The sequence below is a fragment of the Vibrio sp. Y58_MX_L22 genome (genome assembly GCF_024181865.1).
GTDB lineage: Bacteria > Pseudomonadota > Gammaproteobacteria > Enterobacterales > Vibrionaceae > Vibrio > Vibrio alginolyticus.
Window position 1 is genome coordinate 220,251 of record NZ_JAMZAN010000006.1, and the last position, 24,139, is coordinate 244,389.

At 44.8% G+C, this 24,139-nt stretch carries 20 protein-coding genes; 9 read left to right on the top strand and 11 right to left on the bottom strand.

Annotation, left to right across the window (positions count from 1 at the left end):
* Positions 1–8 precede the first annotated feature (8 nt).
* The 4 genes from NL626_RS15675 to NL626_RS15690 all read left to right on the top strand — a co-directional run bounded on the left by NL626_RS15675 (position 9) and on the right by NL626_RS15690 (position 7,034).
* Positions 9–1,184, top strand: coding sequence for a DegT/DnrJ/EryC1/StrS aminotransferase family protein (locus NL626_RS15675; RefSeq protein ID WP_253657522.1), 1,176 nt, complete (start codon positions 9–11; stop codon positions 1,182–1,184).
* Between the two features lie 275 nt (positions 1,185–1,459).
* A complete protein-coding gene (locus tag NL626_RS15680) occupies positions 1,460–3,448 on the top strand; it encodes a nucleoside-diphosphate sugar epimerase/dehydratase (protein WP_054574231.1) in 1,989 nt (662 codons plus the stop codon).
* A gap of 168 nt (positions 3,449–3,616) precedes the next feature.
* Positions 3,617–5,716 (top strand): YjbH domain-containing protein, encoded by a 2,100-nt coding sequence (locus tag NL626_RS15685; RefSeq protein WP_253657523.1) that lies wholly within the window; start codon positions 3,617–3,619, stop codon positions 5,714–5,716.
* A 151-nt stretch (positions 5,717–5,867) separates the two neighbouring features.
* Positions 5,868–7,034, top strand: coding sequence for a nucleotide sugar dehydrogenase (locus tag NL626_RS15690; RefSeq protein WP_213912282.1), 1,167 nt, complete (start codon positions 5,868–5,870; stop codon positions 7,032–7,034).
* A 95-nt stretch (positions 7,035–7,129) separates the two neighbouring features.
* Here the strand turns inward: NL626_RS15690 and tpiA are convergent, their stop codons facing one another.
* The gene (gene tpiA / locus NL626_RS15695) at positions 7,130–7,900 is read right to left on the bottom strand and encodes a triose-phosphate isomerase (protein WP_005384863.1); all 771 of its coding nucleotides are present in this window, start codon (positions 7,898–7,900) and stop codon (positions 7,130–7,132) included.
* Between the two features lie 269 nt (positions 7,901–8,169).
* Here tpiA and NL626_RS15700 point away from each other — a divergent pair, with 269 nt between their 5' ends.
* The 3 genes from NL626_RS15700 to NL626_RS15710 all read left to right on the top strand — a co-directional run bounded on the left by NL626_RS15700 (position 8,170) and on the right by NL626_RS15710 (position 10,288).
* Positions 8,170–8,517 carry a 5-carboxymethyl-2-hydroxymuconate Delta-isomerase gene (locus NL626_RS15700; RefSeq protein ID WP_017820736.1) on the top strand — a complete coding sequence of 116 codons (348 nt, stop codon included), beginning with the start codon at positions 8,170–8,172 and terminating at the stop codon, positions 8,515–8,517.
* A gap of 162 nt (positions 8,518–8,679) precedes the next feature.
* Positions 8,680–9,102 carry a DUF805 domain-containing protein gene (locus NL626_RS15705; protein WP_005384868.1) on the top strand — a complete coding sequence of 141 codons (423 nt, stop codon included), beginning with the start codon at positions 8,680–8,682 and terminating at the stop codon, positions 9,100–9,102.
* 895 nt (positions 9,103–9,997) lie between these two features.
* The gene (locus tag NL626_RS15710; protein ID WP_080773739.1) at positions 9,998–10,288 is read left to right on the top strand and encodes a GIY-YIG nuclease family protein; all 291 of its coding nucleotides are present in this window, start codon (positions 9,998–10,000) and stop codon (positions 10,286–10,288) included.
* Here the strand turns inward: NL626_RS15710 and NL626_RS15715 are convergent.
* From NL626_RS15715 to glpX, 3 genes are all read right to left on the bottom strand, one after another.
* A complete protein-coding gene (locus NL626_RS15715) occupies positions 10,282–10,632 on the bottom strand; it encodes a DUF3135 domain-containing protein (RefSeq protein WP_253657524.1) in 351 nt (116 codons plus the stop codon). The two genes, NL626_RS15710 and NL626_RS15715, sit on opposite strands and share 7 nt — an antisense overlap.
* 160 nt (positions 10,633–10,792) lie before the next feature.
* Entirely contained in the window at positions 10,793–11,413 is a 621-nt protein-coding gene (locus NL626_RS15720; RefSeq protein ID WP_253657525.1) for a metalloregulator ArsR/SmtB family transcription factor, read from the bottom strand.
* Positions 11,414–12,130: 717 nt separating this feature from the next.
* Positions 12,131–13,138, bottom strand: coding sequence for a class II fructose-bisphosphatase (gene glpX, locus NL626_RS15725; RefSeq protein ID WP_137281674.1), 1,008 nt, complete (start codon positions 13,136–13,138; stop codon positions 12,131–12,133).
* Between the two features lie 348 nt (positions 13,139–13,486).
* Here glpX and zapB point away from each other — a divergent pair, with 348 nt between their 5' ends.
* Positions 13,487–13,729 carry a cell division protein ZapB gene (gene zapB / locus NL626_RS15730; RefSeq protein WP_005379536.1) on the top strand — a complete coding sequence of 81 codons (243 nt, stop codon included), beginning with the start codon at positions 13,487–13,489 and terminating at the stop codon, positions 13,727–13,729.
* A gap of 135 nt (positions 13,730–13,864) precedes the next feature.
* On the opposite strand, the gene rraA is transcribed toward zapB, so the two are convergent.
* The 7 genes from rraA to priA all read right to left on the bottom strand — a co-directional run bounded on the left by rraA (position 13,865) and on the right by priA (position 23,315).
* Entirely contained in the window at positions 13,865–14,371 is a 507-nt protein-coding gene (rraA, locus tag NL626_RS15735; protein ID WP_005379537.1) for a ribonuclease E activity regulator RraA, read from the bottom strand.
* A 76-nt stretch (positions 14,372–14,447) separates the two neighbouring features.
* A complete protein-coding gene (locus NL626_RS15740; protein WP_005383178.1) occupies positions 14,448–15,365 on the bottom strand; it encodes a 1,4-dihydroxy-2-naphthoate polyprenyltransferase in 918 nt (305 codons plus the stop codon).
* A 1,616-nt stretch (positions 15,366–16,981) separates the two neighbouring features.
* Positions 16,982–18,313, bottom strand: coding sequence for an HslU--HslV peptidase ATPase subunit (gene hslU, locus NL626_RS15745; RefSeq protein WP_025768349.1), 1,332 nt, complete (start codon positions 18,311–18,313; stop codon positions 16,982–16,984).
* 23 nt (positions 18,314–18,336) lie between these two features.
* Positions 18,337–18,888 carry an ATP-dependent protease subunit HslV gene (gene hslV, locus NL626_RS15750; RefSeq protein ID WP_005383176.1) on the bottom strand — a complete coding sequence of 184 codons (552 nt, stop codon included), beginning with the start codon at positions 18,886–18,888 and terminating at the stop codon, positions 18,337–18,339.
* Between the two features lie 115 nt (positions 18,889–19,003).
* On the bottom strand, positions 19,004–19,552 hold the full coding sequence (gene ftsN / locus NL626_RS15755) for a cell division protein FtsN (RefSeq protein WP_253657526.1): 549 nt from the start codon (positions 19,550–19,552) through the stop codon (positions 19,004–19,006).
* Positions 19,553–19,778: 226 nt separating this feature from the next.
* Positions 19,779–20,807: a DNA-binding transcriptional regulator CytR gene (gene cytR, locus NL626_RS15760; protein WP_254901949.1), complete on the bottom strand. Its 1,029-nt coding sequence runs from the start codon at positions 20,805–20,807 to the stop codon at positions 19,779–19,781.
* A gap of 303 nt (positions 20,808–21,110) precedes the next feature.
* Positions 21,111–23,315 (bottom strand): primosomal protein N', encoded by a 2,205-nt coding sequence (priA, locus tag NL626_RS15765; protein ID WP_213969834.1) that lies wholly within the window; start codon positions 23,313–23,315, stop codon positions 21,111–21,113.
* Between the two features lie 296 nt (positions 23,316–23,611).
* Here priA and rpmE point away from each other — a divergent pair, with 296 nt between their 5' ends.
* Positions 23,612–23,833: a 50S ribosomal protein L31 gene (gene rpmE, locus NL626_RS15770; RefSeq protein ID WP_005379546.1), complete on the top strand. Its 222-nt coding sequence runs from the start codon at positions 23,612–23,614 to the stop codon at positions 23,831–23,833.
* Positions 23,834–24,139: the final 306 nt, after the last annotated feature.

A 24,139-nucleotide genomic window follows, 5' to 3' on the forward strand; every position in this document is an offset into this window, starting at 1 on the left:
GTGACATCGTGCTTAATACTCCATTTTCTCCATGGCCTTCTTTTACTCAAGAAGAAGCCGACGCAGTTAGTCGTGTACTACTGTCAAACAAAGTAAACTACTGGACGGGTAGTGAGTGCCGTGAGTTCGAAAAAGAATTCGCAGCTTGGGTTGGATGTGATCATGCTGTTGCACTAAGCAATGGTACCCTTGCACTCGATGTCGCGCTTAAAGCGTTAGCGATTGGTGAAGGGGATGAGGTTATTACGACGCCTAGAACGTTTCTTGCTTCTGCGTCCTCTATTGTTACGGCTGGTGCTAATCCTGTTTTTGCGGATGTAGATCTCAATAGCCAAGCCATTACGGCAGCGTCGATTGAAGCGGTCCTAACTCCTAAGACTAAAGCGGTCATCGTTGTTCATTTGGCTGGTATGCCGGCAGAAATGGATGCCATTATGGCGCTTGCAGAAAGACATGGTTTTTATGTTATTGAAGATTGTGCTCAAGCACATGGCGCGAAATATAAAGGCCGCAGTGTCGGCACAATTGGTCACATTGGTGCTTGGTCATTCTGTCAAGATAAGATCATGACGACAGGTGGTGAAGGCGGCATGGTGACCACGAATGATAAAGATTTGTGGTCAAAAATGTGGTCTTACAAAGATCATGGTAAAAACTATGACGCGATTTATAACCGTCAGCATCCACCAGGCTTTCGCTGGTTGCACGACAGCTTTGGAACCAACTGGCGTATGACTGAGCTACAAGCTGTGGTTGGTCGTATTCAATTGACTCGCATGTCAGAGTGGACGGCAAAACGCCAAGCTAATGCGGCACAAATCGATGAGGCTGTTGCAGATCTCAATATCGTTCGACGCGTTCACGTGCCTGAGCATTCGCTGCACGCTGAATACAAACATTACCTTTTTGTTGAGCCTAAACATTTGGCAGAGGGCTGGACGAGAGATCGCATTGTGGAAGCCATTGTGGAACGTGGTGTTCCGGCTTATCAAGGTAGCTGCTCTGAGGTGTATTTAGAAAAAGCATTTGATAATACGCCATGGCGACCAGAAAAACGTTTGCCGAATGCAGTGCAGTTAGGTGAAACCAGTTTAATGTTTTTGGTTCATCCAACATTATCGTCAGAAGAAGTCGCTAAAACGTGCGGTGTGATCCGTGAAGTGTTGTTAGAAGCGCAGAAGTAAACCAGTTCAGTCTAAGTGGGACGCATAAATAATAGTGCTTTAATATGTCGTTATTTATGTTTTCCTGTAACAGCGTCCCACCACTTGATGAAAATGTAAAATGTCTGCTACGCAGATTGCTTAAAAGATGCGATGCAGTGAGAGAATATGCAATTAATGGTTCTATACATAATCATCAGGTTGTATAATCTTTGCTCAGGCTATCTCATAATATTAACTAGCATTACCACCAAACTCTAAAAATAAACTTGGGGTAATGAGGCTTACATACTGTCATGATTGAAAATAATTCCAAACTTAACGTCATTTGGTCTTTACCGAGATATCAAAAGCGCCTTATTAGTATCGGAGTGGATTTCTTTATTATCTCTGCTGCTTTTATGTTTGCTTATTGGTCTCGCATTGGTGAATTCCGCCCACTTCCAGATATAAGCAGTAACTATGTATTGTTGGCAACCATTGTCTGTACTCTTGCTGTTTTTGTCTCGTTTGGCCTCTACCGAGCGGTGCTACGCTATTTAGGCTTTCATGTTCTGGCAGTCGTCGGGTTGGGTACGATTCTATCTGCGCTTTGTGTGGCCAGCTTTGCTTTCGCATTTGATGCCCAACTACCACGCTCGATTCCTTTTATTTATGCCGCTTTTCTTGCGATCGGTGTAGGGACTAGCCGTCTGCTGGTAAGGAGTTTGGTTGCTCAATCGGTACACAAAGCCGGAGCGCCAGTTCTTATTTATGGTGCTGGTAGTGCCGGTCGTGAGCTTGCGTTTGCGCTGCGACAATCAGAAACCTACCGAGTTATTGGCTTTGTCGACGAAGACAAAACGCTTCAAAACACAATGCTAATGGGTTACCGAGTCTATACAGCGGATAACGCGATGAAGGCGATTAGAAAGTATGAAGTAAAAAAAATCTTACTTGCTATTCCTAGCGCTTCAAACAAACGCCGTAAGGAAGTCTTAGATAGAATTTCTAAACTGCCTGTTGAAATCCAAACCGTTCCAGATATGAAAGATATCCTTACGGGTAAGGCGAAAATTGATGAACTGAAAGAGGTTCCGATTGGTGATTTGTTAGGTCGAGACCCTGTTCAGCCGCAACAAGTATTAATGGAAGCGAACATCAAGAATCAAGTAGTGATGGTGACGGGAGCTGGTGGTTCAATTGGCTCTGAGTTATGTCGTCAGATTTTAAACTACTCGCCAAAATCATTGATCTTATTTGAACTGTCTGAATTTGCGTTGTATCAGGTGCACAGTGAATTGAGTCAAATCATTAAAGCTAACAATCTGAGCATTGTCGTCGTTCCATTGGTTGGCTCTGTGCAGAGACAAAATCGCTTAGAAACTACCATGAAAGCCTTTGAAGTGGACACGGTTTACCATGCTGCGGCGTACAAACATGTTCCGCTGGTGGAGTACAACGTTGTTGAAGGTGTAAGAAACAATGTGTTTGGCACTTACTATACAGCGCAAGCGGCGATTGATGCAGGTGTGAAGAATTTTGTTCTTATTTCTACTGATAAGGCTGTTAGACCAACGAACGTGATGGGTGCGACTAAACGTATGGCTGAGTTAGGGCTACAGGCGTTGGCGGAGCAACAAAACCGAATTCGTGAGAGCAACCCTAATCTGGGTACGCGTTTCTGTATGGTGCGCTTTGGTAATGTTTTGGGTTCGTCTGGCTCGGTAATTCCTGTATTCAAAAAACAGATTGAGAAGCGAGAACCTATTACGGTCACCCACAAAGACATTACTCGATACTTTATGACAATTCCAGAAGCTGCCCAGTTGGTTATTCAAGCTGGGGCGATGGGTAAAGGTGGCGATGTATTTGTTCTCGATATGGGGGAGCCCGTTAAGATTGTCGATCTAGCGAAGAACTTGGTTTACCTGTCAGGACTTGAAGTTAAAGATGAAAACAATCCTCATGGCGATATAGAGATTCTCTTCACAGGTTTGAGACCGGGAGAGAAGTTATATGAAGAGCTGTTGATTGGAGATGACAATGTTTCCGAAACGGCACACGCACGTATTATGACAGCGCAAGAAAGTTACCTACCACTAAAAGAGTATGAAATCTTAATCGACAAGCTCGATGTCGCCTGTCACAACTTCCAACACGAAGTGATTCGTCGCTTGTTACTCGATGCTCCTACAGGCTTTAATCCGGTGGACGGCATTGAAGATCTCGTATGGAAGCAAAATACTCGCACTGCGGAGTTATATACTTTTGAACCAAAGCAAAGTAATGCAAGTGAAACTTGATGCTTTTGTCTGGTTGGTAAATAATAGAAAAATTAATAAGATATGTTGTCTTGGTGCTCGCAGTGGTGGTTTGTTTACTACGAGCGTAACGTGAACATGTCGTAATCTCAAAAAGGCACTTCTGAGTGCCTTTTTCTGTATTCAATACATTAACAGTGGCTAAAACTGATGGCACAGAAAACGATAAAAACAGGGATAGCAGCATTATCGCTGCCGCTATTGGTAAGTACTTCTCTTACCGCTCAGGAGTTGGCGACGCTACCTTCGAACCAAAGCTTTACCGGATTGACTTTTACGCCCAATGCACAGTCTTTAGATTACGGCGATTTTTCTTTTACGTACGCTCAAGGCTTACCATTTAGGACGGCAGTTCAAGATTTAGATTCTCTAAAATTCTCGTTCGGTATGTTTGATGGCTTGGAAGCTCACGGAAGAATTGTAACGGATGACTATACCTCAAATTGTTTTTACGATTGTGGTGATACCCGTGATTTATCTATGTCTTTCAAGTATCAGGTCCCTCACTTTTGGGGATCGGAGAATCTCGACTTTGCTCTAGGTATTCAGGACTTAGGTGGCTCAGCCAATCAGTTCAGTACGAAATATGCGGTTGCAGATTACTCGTTCGACTTTGCTCCGGTTCGCGTTTCTGCAGGTTATGGGCTTTCTGATATCGAATTAGGTGTGATGGATGGCCCATTCGGTGGTATTGAATATCAACCATTGAGCTTTTTGCAGGTTAGCGGAGAATACGATGCTGTGGAGTTTAACTCCTCGGTCAAGCTTTTTACCCCACAAGGCACATTGCCTTATGATGTGACAGCCTCGCTCAGTTATCAGCTTTACTCTGGCCACAATACTGATGAACAAAATATTTGGAACGCGGCACTTTCAGTACCTCTAGTTACTGGGTATACACGTTCTCGCGATTACTCGCGCAATAATCTCACGTTAATGGAAAAGCTGTCTTTGGAGCAGAATAAAGCTAAAGAGGCTTCTATCTCTGCTTTAGTGAGCGCGCTTCGTAATGAAGGCTTTGTGAATACTCAAATCGGTTTGCTGAATCAAACAACAGTAGTGGCGCTAGAAAACCGTCGTTATAACCATAACCAAGTAGATGGTTTAGGTGTTGCTATGGGGATCATCTCTAGCCACCTAGGTCAAAACGCGGTATCAGAAGTGGGTGGTGATTCAGAGCGTATTGAGCTATTTATGCTCGCAAACCAAAAGCCCGTTGTGAGCGTGCAAGCGAATTCAACGTGCTATCAGAGTTTTATCAATGGTTCTGCTGCGTGCGAGGATATTAAGTTCACGACACGAGATTTAGCCGAAAAACTTGAGTTGGTTAACTGGAAAACAGAGCGCGTAAATAGCGGCGCACTAGAGTCTCAACTTGTCTTTTCACCAATGGTTCGTCATGCCGTTGCGACCGAGTTTGGTGTTTATGACTACTCTTTTGCGATGTCGAGTAACTTATATACCTACCTTTGGTCTGGCGCGGCTGTCGATGTTCGCCATATTTTGCCGTTAGCGGAAACTGACGATTATGAAAAATGGGGATACTTTGAGGATAGTGCTTACGAAAATGATATCGAACGCGCAATGTTGCACCAATTCTTCCGTTTACCTTATGTCGATATTGCGAACCAAGTATCCGTCGGTCTGGCGAAAACAGATTATATTGGCGCGAGAAGTGAGTCTACATGGTTTTCTCAGTCTGGTGCGCACGCTTTGAGTTTGGAAATGAGCTACTTCCAGCACGTCGATGAGAAAGATGAAAATGGCTATGAAACTCTCGATCGTCAAACTTCGCTAGCTCGCTATACTTTTTCAATGCCCGAATGGGATTGGCAGTTTAACGCGACAGCGGGTGAGTTTTGGCGGGGCGATGTTGGTGCTAAGCTAACAACATCGCATTGGTTTGAGGATATTGAGGTTTCTGCTACTTATCAGGTTACTAAGTACAAAGATACTGATGAAGAGCAGTTTGTCGCTGTGTCAGTCAAGCTACCACTAACACCTTGGCGTGATATGTCTCCTAGCTTATTGCAGGTTCGAGGTAACGAAGCTTATGACTTTAATGTGATGACGCGAGTAGGCAATGACGTCAATTTCTTAAGTGATGGACAAGGTGATGAGCTTATCATGGACAACAGCATGCTACGTCGTTACTTCAACCGTGGTCGTTATGGTAGCGATTACTTTGAAGAGAATAAGATTCGCTTACGTAACGCCTACCTGCGTTACTTATCAACTCAGTTAGACTAAACCCATAGAACAGTACAATGTATAAAAGCGGCCAATGTGCCGCTTTTTTATTTTCTAATGTATGAAGCTTAGGTTGCACAATATTGTTTCACTATCCAAAAATTAAAACTATTGATATTCTGATATAAGAACTAAAGATTAGGGTATTGGAATGAAAATAGCGGTTGCCGGTACGGGGTATGTCGGGCTCTCTAATGCGATGTTGTTAGCCCAAAACCACCAAGTTGTTGCACTTGATATTGTAGAAAAAAAAGTTGAGTTGCTTAACAACAAGTGTTCACCCATTGTGGATAAAGAAATTGAAGATTTTCTGTCTAATCGAGAACTAGACTTTACTGCTACCACGGACAAAGAGCTCGCCTACAAAGGTGCTGATTTTGTTGTTATAGCAACGCCAACGGATTATGACCCACAAACCAATTACTTTAATACGGCTTCCGTCGAAGCGGTGATAAAAGATGTAATGGCGATTAATCCAAATGCTGTAATGGTAATTAAGTCTACAGTGCCTGTGGGTTATACTGCACGCATTAAGCAAGAGTTAGGTTGTGAAAATATTATTTTCTCGCCAGAGTTTCTTCGCGAAGGCAAAGCACTTTACGATAACCTCCACCCATCTCGCATCATTGTTGGTGAGCGCAGTTCACGTGCTGAGACATTCGCCAATCTTCTAGTTGAAGGGGCGGTAAAAGAAGACATCCCAGTTTTGTTTACTGATTCTACAGAAGCTGAAGCGGTTAAGTTGTTCTCAAATACTTACCTTGCAATGCGCGTAGCTTATTTCAATGAGTTAGATTCTTACGCTGAGACGCATAATCTTGATTCTCGCCAAATTATCGAAGGTGTTGGTTTGGACCCCCGTATTGGTAACCACTACAACAATCCTTCATTTGGATATGGTGGTTATTGTTTACCAAAAGATACCAAGCAACTTCGTGCAAACTATCAAGATGTCCCAAACAGTATTATTGGGGCCATAGTGGAAGCCAATCGAACTCGTAAAGACTTTATTGCTGAGTCTATTCTCAAACGAGAACCTAAAGTGGTTGGGATATACCGTTTGATAATGAAAGCTGGCTCAGATAATTTCCGCGCTTCGTCTATTCAAGGTATTATGAAGCGTATCAAGGCAAAGGGTATTGAAGTGGTGGTGTATGAACCAGTACTTCAGGAAGACGAGTTCTTTAACTCACGTGTAATCAACGACCTGAATGAGTTTAAACAAAGCGCAGATGTGATTGTCTCTAACCGTATGGTTGAAGAACTTACTGATGTGGCTGATAAGGTGTACACGCGAGACCTATTTGGTAGTGATTAGACTTTAGTTAAGATGATCGTGTGTAATCTAATACACAAACAAAAAGGGATGCATGATGCATCCCTTTGTTATTTTTACTCTCAGTAAAAACGAGATTAAGCTTTTGCTTTAGCCGCTGCTTTAGCGATTGCTGCGAAGCTTTTCGCGTCTAGAGAAGCACCGCCAACGAGAGCGCCGTCGATGTCTGGTTGTGAGAAGTAAGCTTCAGCGTTTTCTGGCTTAACAGAACCGCCGTATTGGATGATTACTTGTGCTGCAACTGCTTCGTCTTTCGCTGCGATTAGTGCGCGGATAGAAGCGTGGATGCGTTGTGCATCTTCAGCTGTTGCTGCTTTACCAGTACCGATAGCCCAGATTGGTTCGTAAGCGATGATTGCGCCGTTTAGAGCTTCAACACCGTAAGTGTCGATAACTGCGTTGATTTGACGTGCACATACAGCTTCAGTTTCGCCAGCTTCATTTTGCGCTTCAGATTCACCGATACAGAAAACAGGTGTTAGGCCGTTTTCTTTTAGGAAGTTGAATTTCTTAGCGATGAACTCGTCAGATTCGTTGTGGTATTCACGACGCTCTGAGTGACCGATGATGATGTGAGTAGCACCGAAATCTTTCAGCATTTCTGGAGACATATCGCCAGTGAACGCACCGCTGTTGTTTAGGTCAGTGTTTTGAGCACCTAGGATGATCTTGTTACCGCCTTCAGCGATTACGCGCTCTGCTAGGTCGATGTAAAGTGCTGGTGGAGCGACTGCTACGTCAACACCTTCAACGCCTTCAAGTTCAGCGTTAAGACCAGTTAGCAGCTCAGTTACCATTGCTTTGCTGCCGTTTAGTTTCCAGTTACCCATCACTACAGGACGACGCATAGGAATATCTCCCTTATCTTTAATGTAAATAGTCAATTAATGTAAAAAATCTACGTAGGAATATAACAGAATAATGTGAACAGATCATGATTGGCGTCATGTCTTGTCCGGCTTTCTTTGCTGATTCGACCAAGCATCGATCCTGTTATTTTTGTCAAAAGCAACCGATTGGTGATCGCGTAGACAGAATGATAGTTCATTCCTCGGAAATTGCTGCTGAGATTGGTATTACTACGCGCTGGAATTAATTGTTGTAGAAAGGAATCAAAATGCCAAATCTCGTTTTAGAGTATTCAAACTCGGTGGAAGAACGCGTCAATGTTCAGGGGTTGCTGGAGGATTTACATAAAACGGCGTTAGAAAGTGGCCTTTTTGAACTCGCGTCAGTGAAATCTAGAACGCTCCGGTGCCACAATTGGTTAATAGGAGAGGAGGGTGATAGCCTCGACTTTATCCATATCAACTTTGATTTGTTATCTGGTCGCTCCCAAGAACAAAAGCGAGAACTGTCACGAGCCTTGATGGCGACACTTCAAGAGCAAGCTAGTCACGTGCACAGTTTAACGGTCAATATCCGAGATATGGATATAGATAGCTTCCAAAAGGTAGTGAACTAGGTTGCGCTGAATTGCCCGAGAATAGCGAGGGGTTATTGTTACGAATTCTCAGCCTGGCTCTGCTTATTGTAAGGTCGTTGTGGGCACCCAAGCTATCGGTGTCCTTTCCAAACTATATCGACTCGGCTAATCTATAACCTTTCTACTTTGGGGTAAAATTTGATGTCGACTAAAGAGTTACTGTTTTCTTTTCAAGGACGTATAAACCGTAAAACCTACTGGATTTGGAACGTCATTTACTATGTGTCCATTCTAGGCTTTGGTGCCGGTATCAGCCAACTGCTTCCTACTCTCTCCTATGTGCTTCTTCCTATTTTCTTGGTGGTTCTGTTGATCCCTGATTTGGCGATCACCACCAAGCGTTGGCACGACCGCAACAAATCGATCTATTGGCTAGCACTGAATATTCCGCTGATTATCGGACGAATTGCCACGCCAATGACCAGCCCTGCCGCGCAAGAGCCGTCGACCCCACAGATGTTCGTCGCTTCCATTTCTCTGATTTGTGGTTTATGGATTCTAATTGAATGTGGTTTCTTAAAGGGAACATCAGGACCAAACCAATATGGCCCTGAGCCGGAGTAATTGCTTCAAGTATCGTGCGTGCTGAAAGTAGATTCTTAGTCTCGCTAAGGCTCGCTAGAATGACAAACTCTTTTGATTTAGATACTGTTAAAGCCACTGTCATTCTGAACAGCGAGGAATGAGCGTGGTCCAGAATCTATCATCCGGTTGAGCAGTGGTTAAGCTGAGCGGGAAAGAATAGGAGCTTGCTGTTACTAGATTCTTAGTCTCGCTGAGGCTCGCTAGAATGACGAGCTCTTTTTATTTAGAGGCTCTTAAAGTCATCGTCATTCTGAACAACGAGGAACGAGCGTGATTCAGAATCTATCATCCGATTGTGCGGTGGTTTAGGTGAACGGGAAAGAATAGGAGCTTGCTGTTACGAGATTTTTAGTCTCGCTAAGGCTCGCTAGAATGACGAACTCTTTTGATTTAGAGGCTGTTAAAGCCACTGTCATTCTGAACAGCGAGGAATGAGCGTGGTCCAGAATCTATCGTCCGGTTGAGCAGTGGTTAAGCTGAGCGGGAAAGAATAGGAGTTTGCTGTTACTAGATTCTTAGTCTCGCTAAGGCTCGCTAGAATGACGAGCTCTTTTTATTTAGAGGCTCTTAAAGCCATCGTCATTCTGAACAGCGAGGAACGAGGTGATTCAGAATCTATCGTCCGGTTGAGCAGTGGTTAAGCTGAGTGTGAAAGAGTAGGAGCTTGCTGATACCAGATTCTTAGTTTCGCTACAGCTCGATTGAGTGACGAACTCTTTTGATATAGAGACTGTTAAAGCCATCATCATTCTGAACAGCGAGGAACGAGTGTGATTCAGAATCTACGCATAGAGCGCTCCGAGTTTGAAATAAACTGCCTGAGCTTGCGAATTACAATGGAAAAGTAAAAGCGAATAATGAAGGAGAATGAATCATCGATAAAACACCTTGCGTTTATATCCTAACGTCAAATAACAACGCCGTTCTCTACATAGGTGTTACCAGTCAGCTGCCCCAAAGAATATGGCAACATAAAAATGGAGTAGTGGAAGGGTTTACCAAGAAATACAACGTTCATAAGCTCGTTTACTTTGAGTTATTCGACGATATGGCTAATGCTATAAACCGAGAAAAGCAGCTCAAGCAGTGGAAGCGTGAGTGGAAGTTAGCCTTGGTAAGAGAAACGAACCCTAACTTTCTCGATCTATCTATTGAGTATCAGTAAAAATCATCCCTATCTTTAAACGCATTTAAGCTAACCACATCCGCTTTTTGTGTCGGTGCCGCTTCCCCTTCTAGCGCTGTTTTGAACTTTACGACCTGTTTTCGCAACTCGTTCATCAATACCACATTGGTGTGATGAGGGTTTTTACACGTGCTGATGACTCTATCAATGTGGCTTTGTTGAGCCCACAATCTTGCTTTCATATCTTCTGATGCGCTTTCGATCATCTCTTTCGCCATCTCATGACGAAATTGCTCAAAAGCTTCTGGGTCTCGCTCTGCCATTCGAACCATTTCATCGAATGGAGGAAGCGTTTGGGATGGGATATGACGTAGATTAGACATCGATGCTCTCCAAATCCTTATGGAAGTTGCCTTTAGTTACTAAAAGCCTATACCACTAGAAAGAGGAGAGAGGATGAATTCTTCAGCCATCTCACTTATAAGAGAAGCTTTCAAGCTTGAGATTGAATAAGTGCGGCATGTCGATGTTTGGTTGTGGTGGTTACTGCAGTTGTTGGATGCGGTAAACGCAGCGTCTTTGGCCACTAATGATGTGTTCGGTACGCTCTACTTTGGTGTCACATCCAAGTAAAGACTGGAAGACACTTAATTCTGATTGGCACAAGCTTGGGCAGCGAGTTGCGGCTTTACAAATCGGACAGTGATTTTCGATCAAGATGAATCCGTTCTCATCTTTCTCGAGCTCGGCCATATAGCCTTCTTGCTCTCTTAATGTGACAAGTGTTTCTAGTTTGCTTTGCAGAGAGTCGCATTGCTCAAGATACTGACGATAACTTTGTAACGTGAGTTTTTCCCTTTCTGATGTGACTTTTTCCAGTCCATCTTTGCCAAAGATATGTTCGACAGCTTCTATAAACTGAATGGTCAACTCACCGTGACGGTCAGCAAATTGCTCATGACCTTTTTGAGTGAGAGACCAATGACGAGCAGGGCGACCAACTTTTACTTTTACGTCATGGATAGAAAGAATGCCATCATCTTCTAAACTTTGCAGGTGCTGACGAGCCCCCATGGTTGTCATACCTAGCTCAGAAGAGAGTTGTTTTGCAGTGACGGAGCCATCACGCTTAACGATTTGCAATATCCTATCTACGGTCTTCATATACCCACCATTTATACGTCAGTACATATTATGCGCGATAGGGTTAGTAAAGAAAAGTGTTGACTTAATTTGAGTGTGGATTTGTAGGGGCTATGTTCATATGAGCCAATATATGTCGTCATTCTGAACAGCGAGGAACGAGGTGATTCAAAATCCATCTCCTGGTTGAGCAGTGGTTAAGGCGATCAGGAAAGAATAGGAGTTTGCTGTTACCAGATTCTTAGTCTCGCTGGAGCTCGCTAGAATGACGAGTTCTTTTGATTTAGAGCTTATTAAAGTCTCCGTCATTCTGAACAGCGAGGAACGAGGTGATTCAGAATCTATCTTTTGGTTGAGTAGTGGTTAAGGTGACCAGGCAAGAACAGGAGCTTGTTACTACTAGATTCTTAGTCTCGCTGGGGCTCGCTAGAATGACGAATTTTTTTGATTTAGGGCTAATTAAAGTCACCGTCATTCAGAACAACGAGGAACGAGAGTGATTCAGAATCTATCTTTTGGTTGAGCAGCGGTTAAGGCGAGCAGGACAGAATAGGAGTTTGCTGTTACCAGATTCTTAGTCTCGCTGGAGCTGGCTAGAATGACGAGTTCTTTTGATTTAGAGCTTATTAAAGTCACCGTCATTCTGAACAACGAGGAACGAGTGTGATTCAGAATCTATTGCCCGTTGTGCGGAAAGAAAGGCTCAAACTCAGATTGAGCTAGAGCCTCGAGAAATGCTTAAAGAATAATATCGCGTACTTCTGGATCTTTACGATCTAGGTAGTGAGTCGACTTAATGCGGCGAATAGTTCGGCATCGACCGCGCACGAGCAGCGTTTCTGTGGTTGCAATATTGCCTTGACGAGAGATACCTTCCAGCAAGTCACCTTTAGTGATGCCTGTAGCTGAAAATACCACATTGTCGCTACGAGCCATGTCTTCCATTTTGAGGACAACATTCGCTTTTACGCCCATTTCATCGCAGCGTTTTAGTTCATCTGCGCCGTAAATGCGGTTTTCTTCAGTATCGCCTTTTACCTCATGACGAGGAAGCAGGCGACCGTGCATGTCACCATCTAGCGCTCGAATTACCGCTGCTGATACAACCCCTTCTGGCGCACCGCCAATACAGTACATCATGTCCACTTCACTGTCTGGCATACAAGTTAGAATAGAGGCAGCGACGTCACCATCAGGCACCGCAAAGACACGTACGCCCATTGCTTGCATTTCTGCAATAACGTCATCGTGGCGAGGTTTCGCAAGGGTAATAACGACTAGGGTATCAAGTGGCTTGTTCAGGGCTTTTGCTACGTTCTCTAGGTTTTCTTTTAACGGCTTTTCTAAGTCAATTGCGCCTTTTGCACCAGGGCCAACAACCAGTTTTTCCATGTACATATCTGGCGCTTTAAGAAAGCTGCCTTTCTCACCTGCGGCAAGTACGGCTAGTGCGTTCGATTGTCCCATTGCCGTCATACGCGTTCCTTCAATCGGGTCGACTGCAATATCTACTTCATCACCACCAATACCAACTTGCTCACCAATGTACAGCATTGGCGCATCATCGATTTCACCTTCACCAATGACAATTTCACCACTGATATCTGTTTTGTTCAGTAGCGTGCGCATAACTTCAACAGCTGCGCCATCGGCTGCGTTTTTATCGCCACGGCCAAGCCATTTGTAACCAGCCAGAGCTGCACCTTCAGTCACACGGGAAAATGCCATTGCTAAATCGCGTTTCATGATGTCTCCAAGTAAGCAAGAGGGAAGAAGAATTTGCGCGGCGATTCTATCACAAGGTCGAGTAAACGTTTGCCTTTTTGCGAGGCTTTTACTTTATCTAACTTGAATTTGATCAATACTTAGGGCGATTTTCAGAGTAGCGGGACGCAAAATCCTTGCTCAAAAATGCTTCGGCGACAAGAAAAGTCAGCGTTTAGTGAGATTGCGCTGATTTTTTGACCGAATGATGCAAAATATCGAATATAGTGAGTGTTTCTCATCGCGACGCTGAGTAGAATGAACCTTATATAGGTTAGGTGTGCATCAATCTCGCACATCGTCCCAACGGAATAACATAGGTAGGCCAAGATGTCTTTTGAAGTACTAGAACAACTAGAATCTAAAATTCAAACTGCAGTTGACACAATCACTCTTCTTCAGATGGAAGTCGAAGAGCTGAAAGAAGATAAAGCTAAACTTGCGGAAGAAGCTAACGAGCTTCGCTCTCAACGTGAAGAGCTAGAGCAAAAAGCACAACAAGCACAGCAAGAGCACGCACAATGGCAAGAGCGCATTCGTGCACTACTTGGCAAAATGGACGAAGTGGAATAATTCGGCTTCTTCATTCCAAATTAAAAACACCCGCGCTAAGCGGGTGTTTGTGTTTTAGGGAAGTAGAAAATGTTAAGACAAGGCTAGGCGCTGATAGCTAAGAGAAGACCCTATAACTTAGACACCTAAGACTCGCTATGCTTCTTCATCCAACTCTAAATCAATATTCAATGGTTCAGGCGACAGGATAATTCCGGTGCTATCAGCATAAATATAATCTTCAGGTAAGAAGCTGACGCCGCCAAAGTTGACTGGTACATCCAATTCGCCAATACCCTGACTGGTCGCTCCAACAGGAATAGAAGCGAGGGCTTGAATGCCTAAGTTCATATCTTCAAGTTCATCGACTTCACGAACACAGCCGTAAACGACAATGCCTTCCCACTCGTTTTCTTCCGCAATGGTTGCGATTTCTGCATCGATAAGGGCTTTACGTAGGGAACCGCCACCGTCAATTAACAAAACGCGACCAAGTCCATCTTGCTCTAATGTCTCGCGGATCAACGAATTATCTTCAAAACACTTGATGGTGGTGATTTGCCCGGCAAATGAAGCGCGACCGCCAAAGTTACTGAACATTGGTTCAACCACATCTACCTGATCGAGGTAGATATCACAGAGTGCTGAGGTATTGTATTCCATAGCGTACCTTTCTAAACAGAAATTGGTTGTCTTTGAGTATATCTAGGCATTAAGTCAATGCAATGACAATCCTTTTTTAACTTACTAGAGTTTGAGCTACCACAATTGTTGCAAACAAAACGTTGGTGACTAGAGAACATTTCACGATGACTGGCATCATGGGTGCTATCTGAGCGGGCTTTTGTGTATGCCAAACTGCTTTACCATGATCGGCCACGAAATAAATACTAAGTAAAAATGGCAAGCTAATCCAAACGGGTTTGTCTTGAATTAACAAGTAAGCTGCAAAGGCAAGGATAGCACCACCAAGTAAAATAAAGTGGTACTGTTTGGCTTTACGTTGACCTAAGCGTACCGCCACCGTGCGTTTACCACACTCTCGGTCGTTCTCTATATCACGCATATTGTTGATGTTGAGTACTGCAACGGCGAGTAAACCGCAGCCTAAAGCAGGTAAGAATAGCGTGGTGTCTACGTGACCAGTATGCAAGAAGTAGGTACCGGATACACCGAGTAGACCAAAAAACAAGAATACTGATATATCGCCAAGCCCCACGTAACCGTATGGTTTGCTACCCATGGTATAAGCAATGGCGGCGAGAATGGCCAGAATTCCCAGCCCGATAAATGTGACAATGCTTTCCAGTGAACTTAGTGAATAGAAAACCAACACCAAGCCTGAAATGGCGGTCAGAACGATGTTAAAGATAATCGCTTGTTTCATCTGTTTAGCACTTACCGCGCCTGACTGCATCGCTCGTAATGGGCCGAGGCGTTTGTCGTTATCTGTACCTTGAACGGCATCGCCATAGTCGTTTGCCAGGTTGGATAGAATTTGCAGCAATGTCGCGGTTACGAAAGCCATGATGGCAATCGTCAGTGAGAAATGACCCGCCGAGTAGGCGAGCACGCTACCTGTTAAGATAGAGACCAATGCCAGAGGTAATGTTTTTGGACGAGCGGCTTCAAGCCAGATCTGTAGAGATTGTTTCATGGAAATTTCGTGCTAGTAACCAATGTGCCCAGTATAAGCACAAAGAGGCAGATACGCTATTGACCTAAAACAACTCAGCTAGAAGTCAAAGGGTTATTCAGAATCTATCGTCCGATTGTGCAGTGGTGAAGGTAAGTTGGAAAGAAAGGCGTTTGCTGTTAGCAGATTCTTAGTCTCGCTTGAGCTCGCTAGAATGACCAGGTCTTTTGATTTAGGTGTTGTCAAAGTCACCGTCATTCTTAACAACGAGTGTGATTCAAAATCGATCATCCGATTATGCGGTGGTGAAGGTGAGTGGGAAAGAATAGGCGTCTGCTGTTACCAGATTCTTAGTCTCGCTTGAGCTCTTAGAGTGACGAGATCCTTTGATTTGGGTGTTGTCTAAGTCACCGTCATGCTGAACAGCGAGGAACGAGTGTGATTCAGAATCGATCATCCGATTGTGCAGTGGTGAAGGTGAGTTGGAAAGAAAGGCGTTTGCTGTTAGCAGATTCTTAGTCTCGCTTGAGCTCGCTAGAATGACGAGATCTTTTGATTTAGATGTTGTCTAAGTCACCGTCATTCTGAACAGCGAGGAACGAGTGTGATTCAGAATCGATCATCCGATTGTGCGGTGATTAAGGTGAGCGAGGAAGAATAGGCGTCTGTTGTTACCAGATTCTCAGTCTCGCTTAAGCTCGCTAGAATGACGAGATCTTTTTGATTTAGGTGTTGTCACAGTAACCGTCATTCTGAACAACGAGTGTGATTCAGAATCGATCATCCGATTGTGCGGTGGTGAAGGTGAGTGGGAAAGAATAGGCGTCTGCTGTTACCAGATTCTTAGTCTCGCTTGAGCTCGCTAGAATGACCAGATCTTTTGGATTTAGATGTTGTCAAAGTCACCGTCATTCTGAACAGCGAGGAGCGAGTGTGATTCAGAATCTATCGTCCCAATAGTGCCGTGGTTAAGGTGAGTGGGAAAGAATAGGCGTCTGCTGTTAGCAGATTCTTAGTCTCGCTGGATCTCGCTAGAATGACGAGAGCTTTTGGTCTAGATGTTGTCTAAGTCACCGTCATTCTGAACAGCCAGGAACGAGGTGATTCAGAATCTATCGTCCCAATAGTGCCGTGGTTAAGGTGAGTGGGAAAGAATAGGCGTCTGCTGTTACTAGATTCTTAGTCTCGCTTGAGCTCGCTAGAATGGCGAGATCTTTTTGATTTAGATGTTGTCAAAGTCACCGTCATTCTGAACAGCGAGGAGCGAGTGTGATTCAGAATCTATCGTCCCAATAGTGCCGTGGTTAAGGTGAGTGGGAAGGAATAGGAGCTTGCTGTTAGCTGAGTCTTAGTCTCGCTTGAGCTCGCTAAAATGACGAGGTCTTTTGATTTAGGTGTTGTCACAGTAACCGTCATTCTGAACAGCGAGGAACGAGTGTGATTCAGAATCTATCGTCCGATTGTGCGGTGATTAAGGTGAGCGAGGAAGAGTAGGCGTCTGTTGTTACCAGATTCTTAGTCTCGCTTGAGCTCGCTAGAATGACGAGAGCTTTTGATTTAGATGTTGTCAAAGTCACCGCCATTCTAAACAAAAAGCCCAGAAACAAGGTTCTGGGCTTTGGTAAAATAGATTGCGTTTAAAGAATAAAGCGGCTTAGATCTTCATCTTCAATTGTGTCGCCTAGGCGCGCTTTCACGTAAGCGGAATCAATAACGAATTTAGCGCCAGATTGCTCCGCTGCGTCGTAAGAGATTTCATCCATCAAGCGTTCCATTACGGTGTGTAAGCGACGAGCACCGATGTTTTCTGTGCTCTCGTTGACCGTCCATGCAGCTTCCGCGATTTGCGTGATACCGTCTTCTGTGAATTCGATGTCCACATCTTCCGTTTTCATCAACGCAACGTACTGCTCTGTTAGAGAGGCTTTTGGTTCTGTCAGAATGCGTTTGAAGTCGTTGCTGCTTAGTGCTTCTAGCTCAACGCGAATTGGTAGACGACCTTGCAATTCTGGGATCAAGTCAGATGGTTTTGCCACTTGGAATGCACCAGATGCAACAAACAGAATGTGGTCTGTTTTTACCATGCCGTGCTTGGTTGATACCGTGCTGCCTTCAATCAATGGAAGTAGGTCGCGCTGAACACCTTCGCGTGAAACGTCTGGGCCTGAGCTCTCGCCGCGTTTACAGATCTTGTCGATCTCATCGATAAATACGATGCCGTTGTTTTCAACGTTGAAAATCGCTGCTTCTTTTAGCTCTTCTTGGTTTACCAGTTTCGCCGCTTCTTCTTCCGCTAACGCTTTCATTGCGTCTTTGATTTTCAGCTTACGTTTTTTCTTAGTGTCGCCTGCCAGGTTTTGGAACATGCCTTGCAGCTGGTTAGTCATCTCTTCCATACCAGGAGGCGCCATGATCTCTACGCCCATCTGCGGTGCGGCTACGTCGATTTCAATTTCTTTATCGTCTAGTTGGCCTTCACGCAGTTTCTTACGGAAGATCTGGCGAGTGTGAGAAGACTCTTCCGTTTGCTCTGCTTGACCCCAGCTATCACGTGCTGGTGGCAGTAGCGCATCAAGAATGCGTTCTTCCGCTTGCTCTTCTGCGCGGAATTTCACTTTCTCCATCGCTTGTTGATGCGTCATTTTCACAGCGACATCGGTTAGGTCACGGATGATGGTTTCAACTTCTTTACCAACGTAACCCACTTCGGTGAATTTTGTCGCTTCAACTTTGATGAAAGGGGCATTTGCCAGTTTTGCGAGGCGTCGTGCGATTTCAGTCTTACCAACACCAGTAGGACCAATCATCAAGATGTTTTTTGGCGTCACTTCGGCACGCAAGCTTTCTTCAAGCTGCATGCGGCGCCAGCGGTTACGAAGTGCAATCGCAACCGAACGCTTGGCTTTTTCTTGACCGATAATGTGGCGGTTCAATTCATGAACGATTTCGCGAGGCGTCATTTCAGACATATTCTTTCCTTACTTCGTTACGATTACGCGGTTGGTTTTTCAGGCTCTACTGTTGAGTCTAGCTCTTCTACCGTGTGGTGATGGTTAGTGAAGACACAAATGTCACCCGCGATATTGAGAGCTTTTTCCGCGATCTCACGAGCATCTAGATCTGTGTTTTCTAGTAGGGCGGTTGCGGCAGCTTGTGCGTAAGCACCACCAGAGCCAATCGCAATCAGGTCGTGTTCTGGCTGTACGACATCACCATTACCGGTAATGATTAACGATGCGGTTTCGTCGGCAACGGCAAGTAAGGCTTCGAGCTTGCGCAAAGCACGATCGCTACGCCAGTCTTTGGCTAGCTCAACTGCCGCTTTGGTTAGGTGACCTTGGTGCATTTGCAGTTTGCTTTCGAAGCGCTCAAAAAGGGTGAAGGCATCCGCAGTACCGCCGGCAAAGCCCGCTAGTACTTGGTTGTTGTATAGGCGGCGAACTTTGCGCGCATTACCTTTCATTACGGTATTGCCTAGAGATACTTGGCCATCACCCGCGATGACGACTTTATTATTTCGACGTACAGATACAATGGTAGTCACAGTCGACCTCTTGATTATTTCTCTTTGGATTTAATTCAGTATATGGGGGAGGAGAAATGGGGATTCAAGGGGGCAAAAAGAAAGGCCCTAGGATCTTAGCTCCTAGGGCCTGAGTTTAAAGATTTTCTTTCCAAATCGCGCACGGCTCGATTTTCGCGCGTTGCAGTTTATGACGGTCACGTTCTGCATCACGTTTGAACTTATACGGACCTAGCACCACGCGATACCATGAACTGCCTTCTTTCTTACGAATCTTGCTCGACATCCCTTGGAACGCGATTGCAAGCTTGCGCTCTTCGGCTTGTGCCTGAGTTTTGTACGCGCCACACTGCATGATGTAAGGAATTTTAGAAACTTCAATTTCTTTGGCCACAACTTCAACTTCACGTTTCGGTAGTGACTCAACATATTCCCATTTTTCTTCTGGTGGTGGCGGCAAGTCTTTTTTCGGCTTTGGTTTGCTTACAGTGGTTGTTGGCTGCTTCACGACTGGTTGTTTAGGTTCTGGGTCACTACTCAAAAGGTAAAGACCATAGCAAAAACCGCCCACGAGCAAGATAGCGAGCAGGCCACTGCGCCAAGGTTTTTTTCTTTTCGGCGGCTGTTTTTTTGTCGACTTTTTTGGGGCGCCTCGCCCTCGTCTTACATAATCTCTATTTGCCACGGTTATTTCTGGTCATCAAGGATTCTTGCAAATATGTTAATCCAGAACGAGTTGAGAAAACACCCTATTGATAGAATCTTGATAGCTAAAGCGCGACAACGCCCGAGTGTAGGAGTGTGTTTCCGTTCTCACTTACATTTATTCAGGGATACACAAAAAGCAGGAGGGGTAAATAAAAAAAGCGGCGCCTTAGCACCGCTTTGGGGATGAATACCTAATCTTTAGGTTAAGGGCGCTGTGGTGGCGCTGCACTTCCACGAATGACGAGATTAGTTTCAAGCAGACGTGAGCCTGAATGCACGTCGTGGCCTTTTAACATCTCGAGCATCATTAGCATCGCTTGTCGACCAATCTCATAGCGAGGTTGAGAGATGGTGGTCAACGGTGGATCGCAGTACTGAGCGAAGTTAATGTCATCAAAGCCCACAACAGAGAGATCTTGCGGTACTCGTAAGCCAAGCTTTTTCGCTTCTTGAATTGCGCCGATGGCCATTGTGTCACAGTGACAGAAAATAGCCGTTGGTGGTTCTGGCAATTCGAGCAGTTTACGAACGGCTTTTGCTCCGCCATCAAAAGAGAACTCAGTAATGACACTATATTGCGGATCTTTATTGATGCCGGCACGGCGCAGGGCTTGTTGGTAGCCTTGCTGGCGGAATTGACACAATATTGCTGTATCTGGTCCAGAGATTTGAGCAATGCGTTTATGACCTAATTGGGTCAGGTAATTCACCGCTTCAAATGCTGAGGTCAGGTTATCAATATGTACTGTCGGAAGCTCGAGTTCAGGCGCAAATTCACACGCCATTACCATCGGAGGTAAGTTCTTTTGCTCTGGCTTACTGACATCGAATGGTAGATCTGTACCAAGCAGTAGCATTCCATCTGCCTGCTTAGTAAATACGAGGTTAACGAAAGAGCTTTCGCGTTTCTTCTGTTGTCCGCTATCGCCCAGCAGGACTAGATAGCCATGTTCCATGGCTGCATCTTCAATACCGCGAATAATTTCAGAAAAATAAGGATCACAGATGTCGGGAACGATAGTAACAATGGTTTTTGATTCGTTTCTACGTAAGTTACGCGCTAATGAGTTTGGAGAATAACCCGCTTCAAGTACGGCATCTTCTACTCTCTTTCTTGTAGAAGAAGAGACTTTCTCTGGATTCATTAAGGCTCGAGATACCGTAGCCGTAGACACTCCCGCAAGCTGGGCAACATCCTTCATTGTCGCCATAGTTTTTAACCTCTCATTTATTTTTTGCCAAGATGACGTTATTCCGGTTTGAAATCAGAGTAATCAAACCGAGTTAGAGCTGTATTTGCTCTTCGCTCAGTTCGTGTTAACGAGTGGGAAAATGGATTCTTCACCGCGATATCAATTTGTGGGAATAGTCATTGTTTTAATCTAAGCCTGTGCAAACAAGTCACTTTAGACTTTTCTAATTTGGATAGTCTATTCATTTCTAAAGTGAAAGTTACGGTCTGTTTAACAAAAATTGTAATCTTGGTGTGATTCTGGTCACATTAAATGGTAATTCATTACATAGTTAAACGTTTGCTAGCTGAGATCTTGTGGTTCTATGTCTAAATTCCAGCGCACTTTCTTAGCATTTGGCAACAACTCAATAGCAGGTTTGGCACTGGTTAATAACTTTTGCATCAATGAACGATGCTGAGTTTGCAGTAATAGTTGCCAACGGTATTTACCAGCCCGCTTGGCCAAAGGTGAAGGAGTAGGGCCTAACACCATGCAGGAATCATCGAACAGAGGGTGTGACTCTAACGTAAAGCGAACCTGACGCAGGAAGTCTTCAACTACCTCACTTTGGTTCGCCTCTGCTTTAAACAGAGTCAAGAAACTATAAGGCGGAAGCTGAGCCAGTTTGCGTTCTTCCAGAGCAGTCATAGCAAAGTGGCGATAGTCTTTTTGAAGTAGGGCCTGCAGCAAGCTGTGCTCAGGATGGTGGGTTTGTAGGATAACCTCGCCAGGTTTACTTGCGCGGCCGGCACGACCTGCGACTTGAATAAACAACTGCGCTAGTCGCTCGGAAGCGCGGAAGTCACTACTATAGAGAGAGCCATCAACATCCAAAAGAGCAACGAGCGTTACATTTGGAAAATGGTGCCCCTTAGCCAGCATTTGGGTGCCAATCAGAATTTGATGTTCACCTTTACGAATCGATTCAAGGGCATCTTCCAAACTACCTTTGCGGCGTGTGCTGTCTCTGTCGATGCGAATGGCGTTGTATTCTGGAAATAACTGAGTCAATTGTTGTTCGAGTTGTTCCGTTCCTACGCCGACGGTAACCAGTTGAGTTGAACCACACCCCTGACACTGATGAATTACCGGTTGTTGTGAGCCGCAGTGATGGCAGCGTATTTCGTTGCTGTAATGGTGGAACGTATAGTACGCATCACAGCGTTTACATTCTGCAATCCAACCGCATTCATGGCACATCAAAGCGGGCGAAAAGCCTCGGCGGTTAAGAAACAACATTACTTGATTGCCCGCTTTTAAATGCTTGCGCATCTCGGCAATCAGTTGGGCAGATAAGCCACTTTCTAAATACTGACCTTTTACATCTAACACTTTATTAGTGGTTGGCACGGCAGAGCCAGCTCGTTGGGTTAGTGTTAAATGGTGATATTTGCCTGACAAGGCATTGTGCAATGTCTCCAGTGCAGGTGTGGCTGAGCCCAGAACAATCGGAACTTGTTCTTTATGAGCGCGCATTACAGCAACATCGCGTGCATGATAACGCAAGCTATCTTGCTGTTTGTAAGAGGTGTCATGTTCCTCGTCCACAATGATAATCCCGAGATCAGCAAAAGGCGCGAGTAGGGCAGAGCGTGTGCCGATAATGATTCCGGCCGCTTTGTCGCGTGCAGAAAGCCACGCATTCAGACGCTCCGTCTCGTTTAACCCGGAGTGGATGACGTCAACTGGCACATTAAAACGGCGTTTAAAGCGGTTGATGGTTTGGGGCGTTAAGCCAATCTCTGGTACTAAAACCAAGGCTTGTTTACCTTGCTCTAAAACTGGCTTGATAAGGTTGAGGTACACTTCTGTCTTACCTGAGCCCGTGACGCCTTCTAATAAATAGGAGGCAAAACCTGTTTGGCTATTTACACTCGCAATAGCCAGCGCTTGTTCGTGGTTGAGCTTTGGCTTTTCGACGTCGCATTCAACGTGCTGTCCCCACTGGGTGATTACAGGCCTCTTCTCGATACGTTCAATCCAGCCTTTCTCTTCTAAAGACTTTAGTACTGTTGAGGCTATCTCTTGGTCGACAAATTCCTGGTGAGGCAAAGCGCCGTTAACCAACATTTGCAAGACCTTCTGTTGTTTGACCGCTCGACGATCAAGCCCTTGCATCAGCTTGTCTTTACCGGATTTGGTAATTTGCCACTCTTGTAGCGTCGCAAAATCTGCAGGCTTTCCTTTACGTAGAGCTGCTGGCATCGCATTGTGTAGCGTATCTCCAAGTGGGTATTGGTAGAACTGGCTGCACCAAGTCAGCAACGAATAAAGCTTTTCAGACCATATCGGCTGAGAATCAAGAACTGCTTTGATTGGCTTGAGTTGATCTTTGGGAAAGTCCGAGTGATTAACCATCGCGGTGACGATGCCAACTAACGTTTGGCGTCCAAAAGGTACGGAAACGCGTCCACCAATGATCGGAAACAGGTGCCCCGGAATGGCGTAATCAAATTGTTTGTCGAGCGGAACGGGTAATGCCACTCTAGCAATGGTTGGACGCATAAATTCTTAGCTATTAAAAAAGAGGGAAAGGAAATGAGAGTCTATTAAAATCGGTATGGAAATTCGAGTAAAGCAATGCGATTCAGTGTGAATCGTGCCTCTATGATTAGTCTGGCTAAAAAAGTGGCGAAAAAGTTGCCAAATGTGTTGATCCGAGCAATGTGATTCTTTACTATATCGCGCCTTGAGATATGGCTTCGGCAATTAGTTGATGCGGTATCCCATTTTATTATTAATTGCGTGTGGTGTGCGGCTTAGATTCGTATAGCGACACGGCCTACTATTGAGGTTATCCCATGAAAGCTGGTATCCACCCAGAATACAAAGCAGTAAAAGCGACTTGTTCTTGCGGCAACTCTTTTGAGTTCAACTCTACTCTAGGTAAAGAGTCTATCCACCTAGACGTATGTGACAAGTGTCACCCATTCTACACTGGTAAGCAACGTATCGTTGATACAGGCGGCCGTGTTGATCGCTTCAACAAGCGTTTCGGTGCACTATCAAGCGGTAAGAAATAATAGCAGCCGCTATTACGATTACAGTTTAGAAAAGGACGCTTCGGCGTCCTTTTTGTTTTAATGGCTACCAAGCGAAGAGGAATGTATGGGGTTTGGAATATTCCCGATTATTTTTCACTCAGCGCTTGCAACCTAAAGTGTGATCTGTATAATGCAGCGCACTGGTTAAGCCAGTTGTGAACCAATGAGCAGTGAGGAGCGAGCAAATCTAAGGATTTGCGAGGTAATGTATACTCAGCTTATGTTCGCGGTTAATACAATTAGCTATCTTTTCTTCGGAAAAACTATCCTCAAAGGTGACTTTGG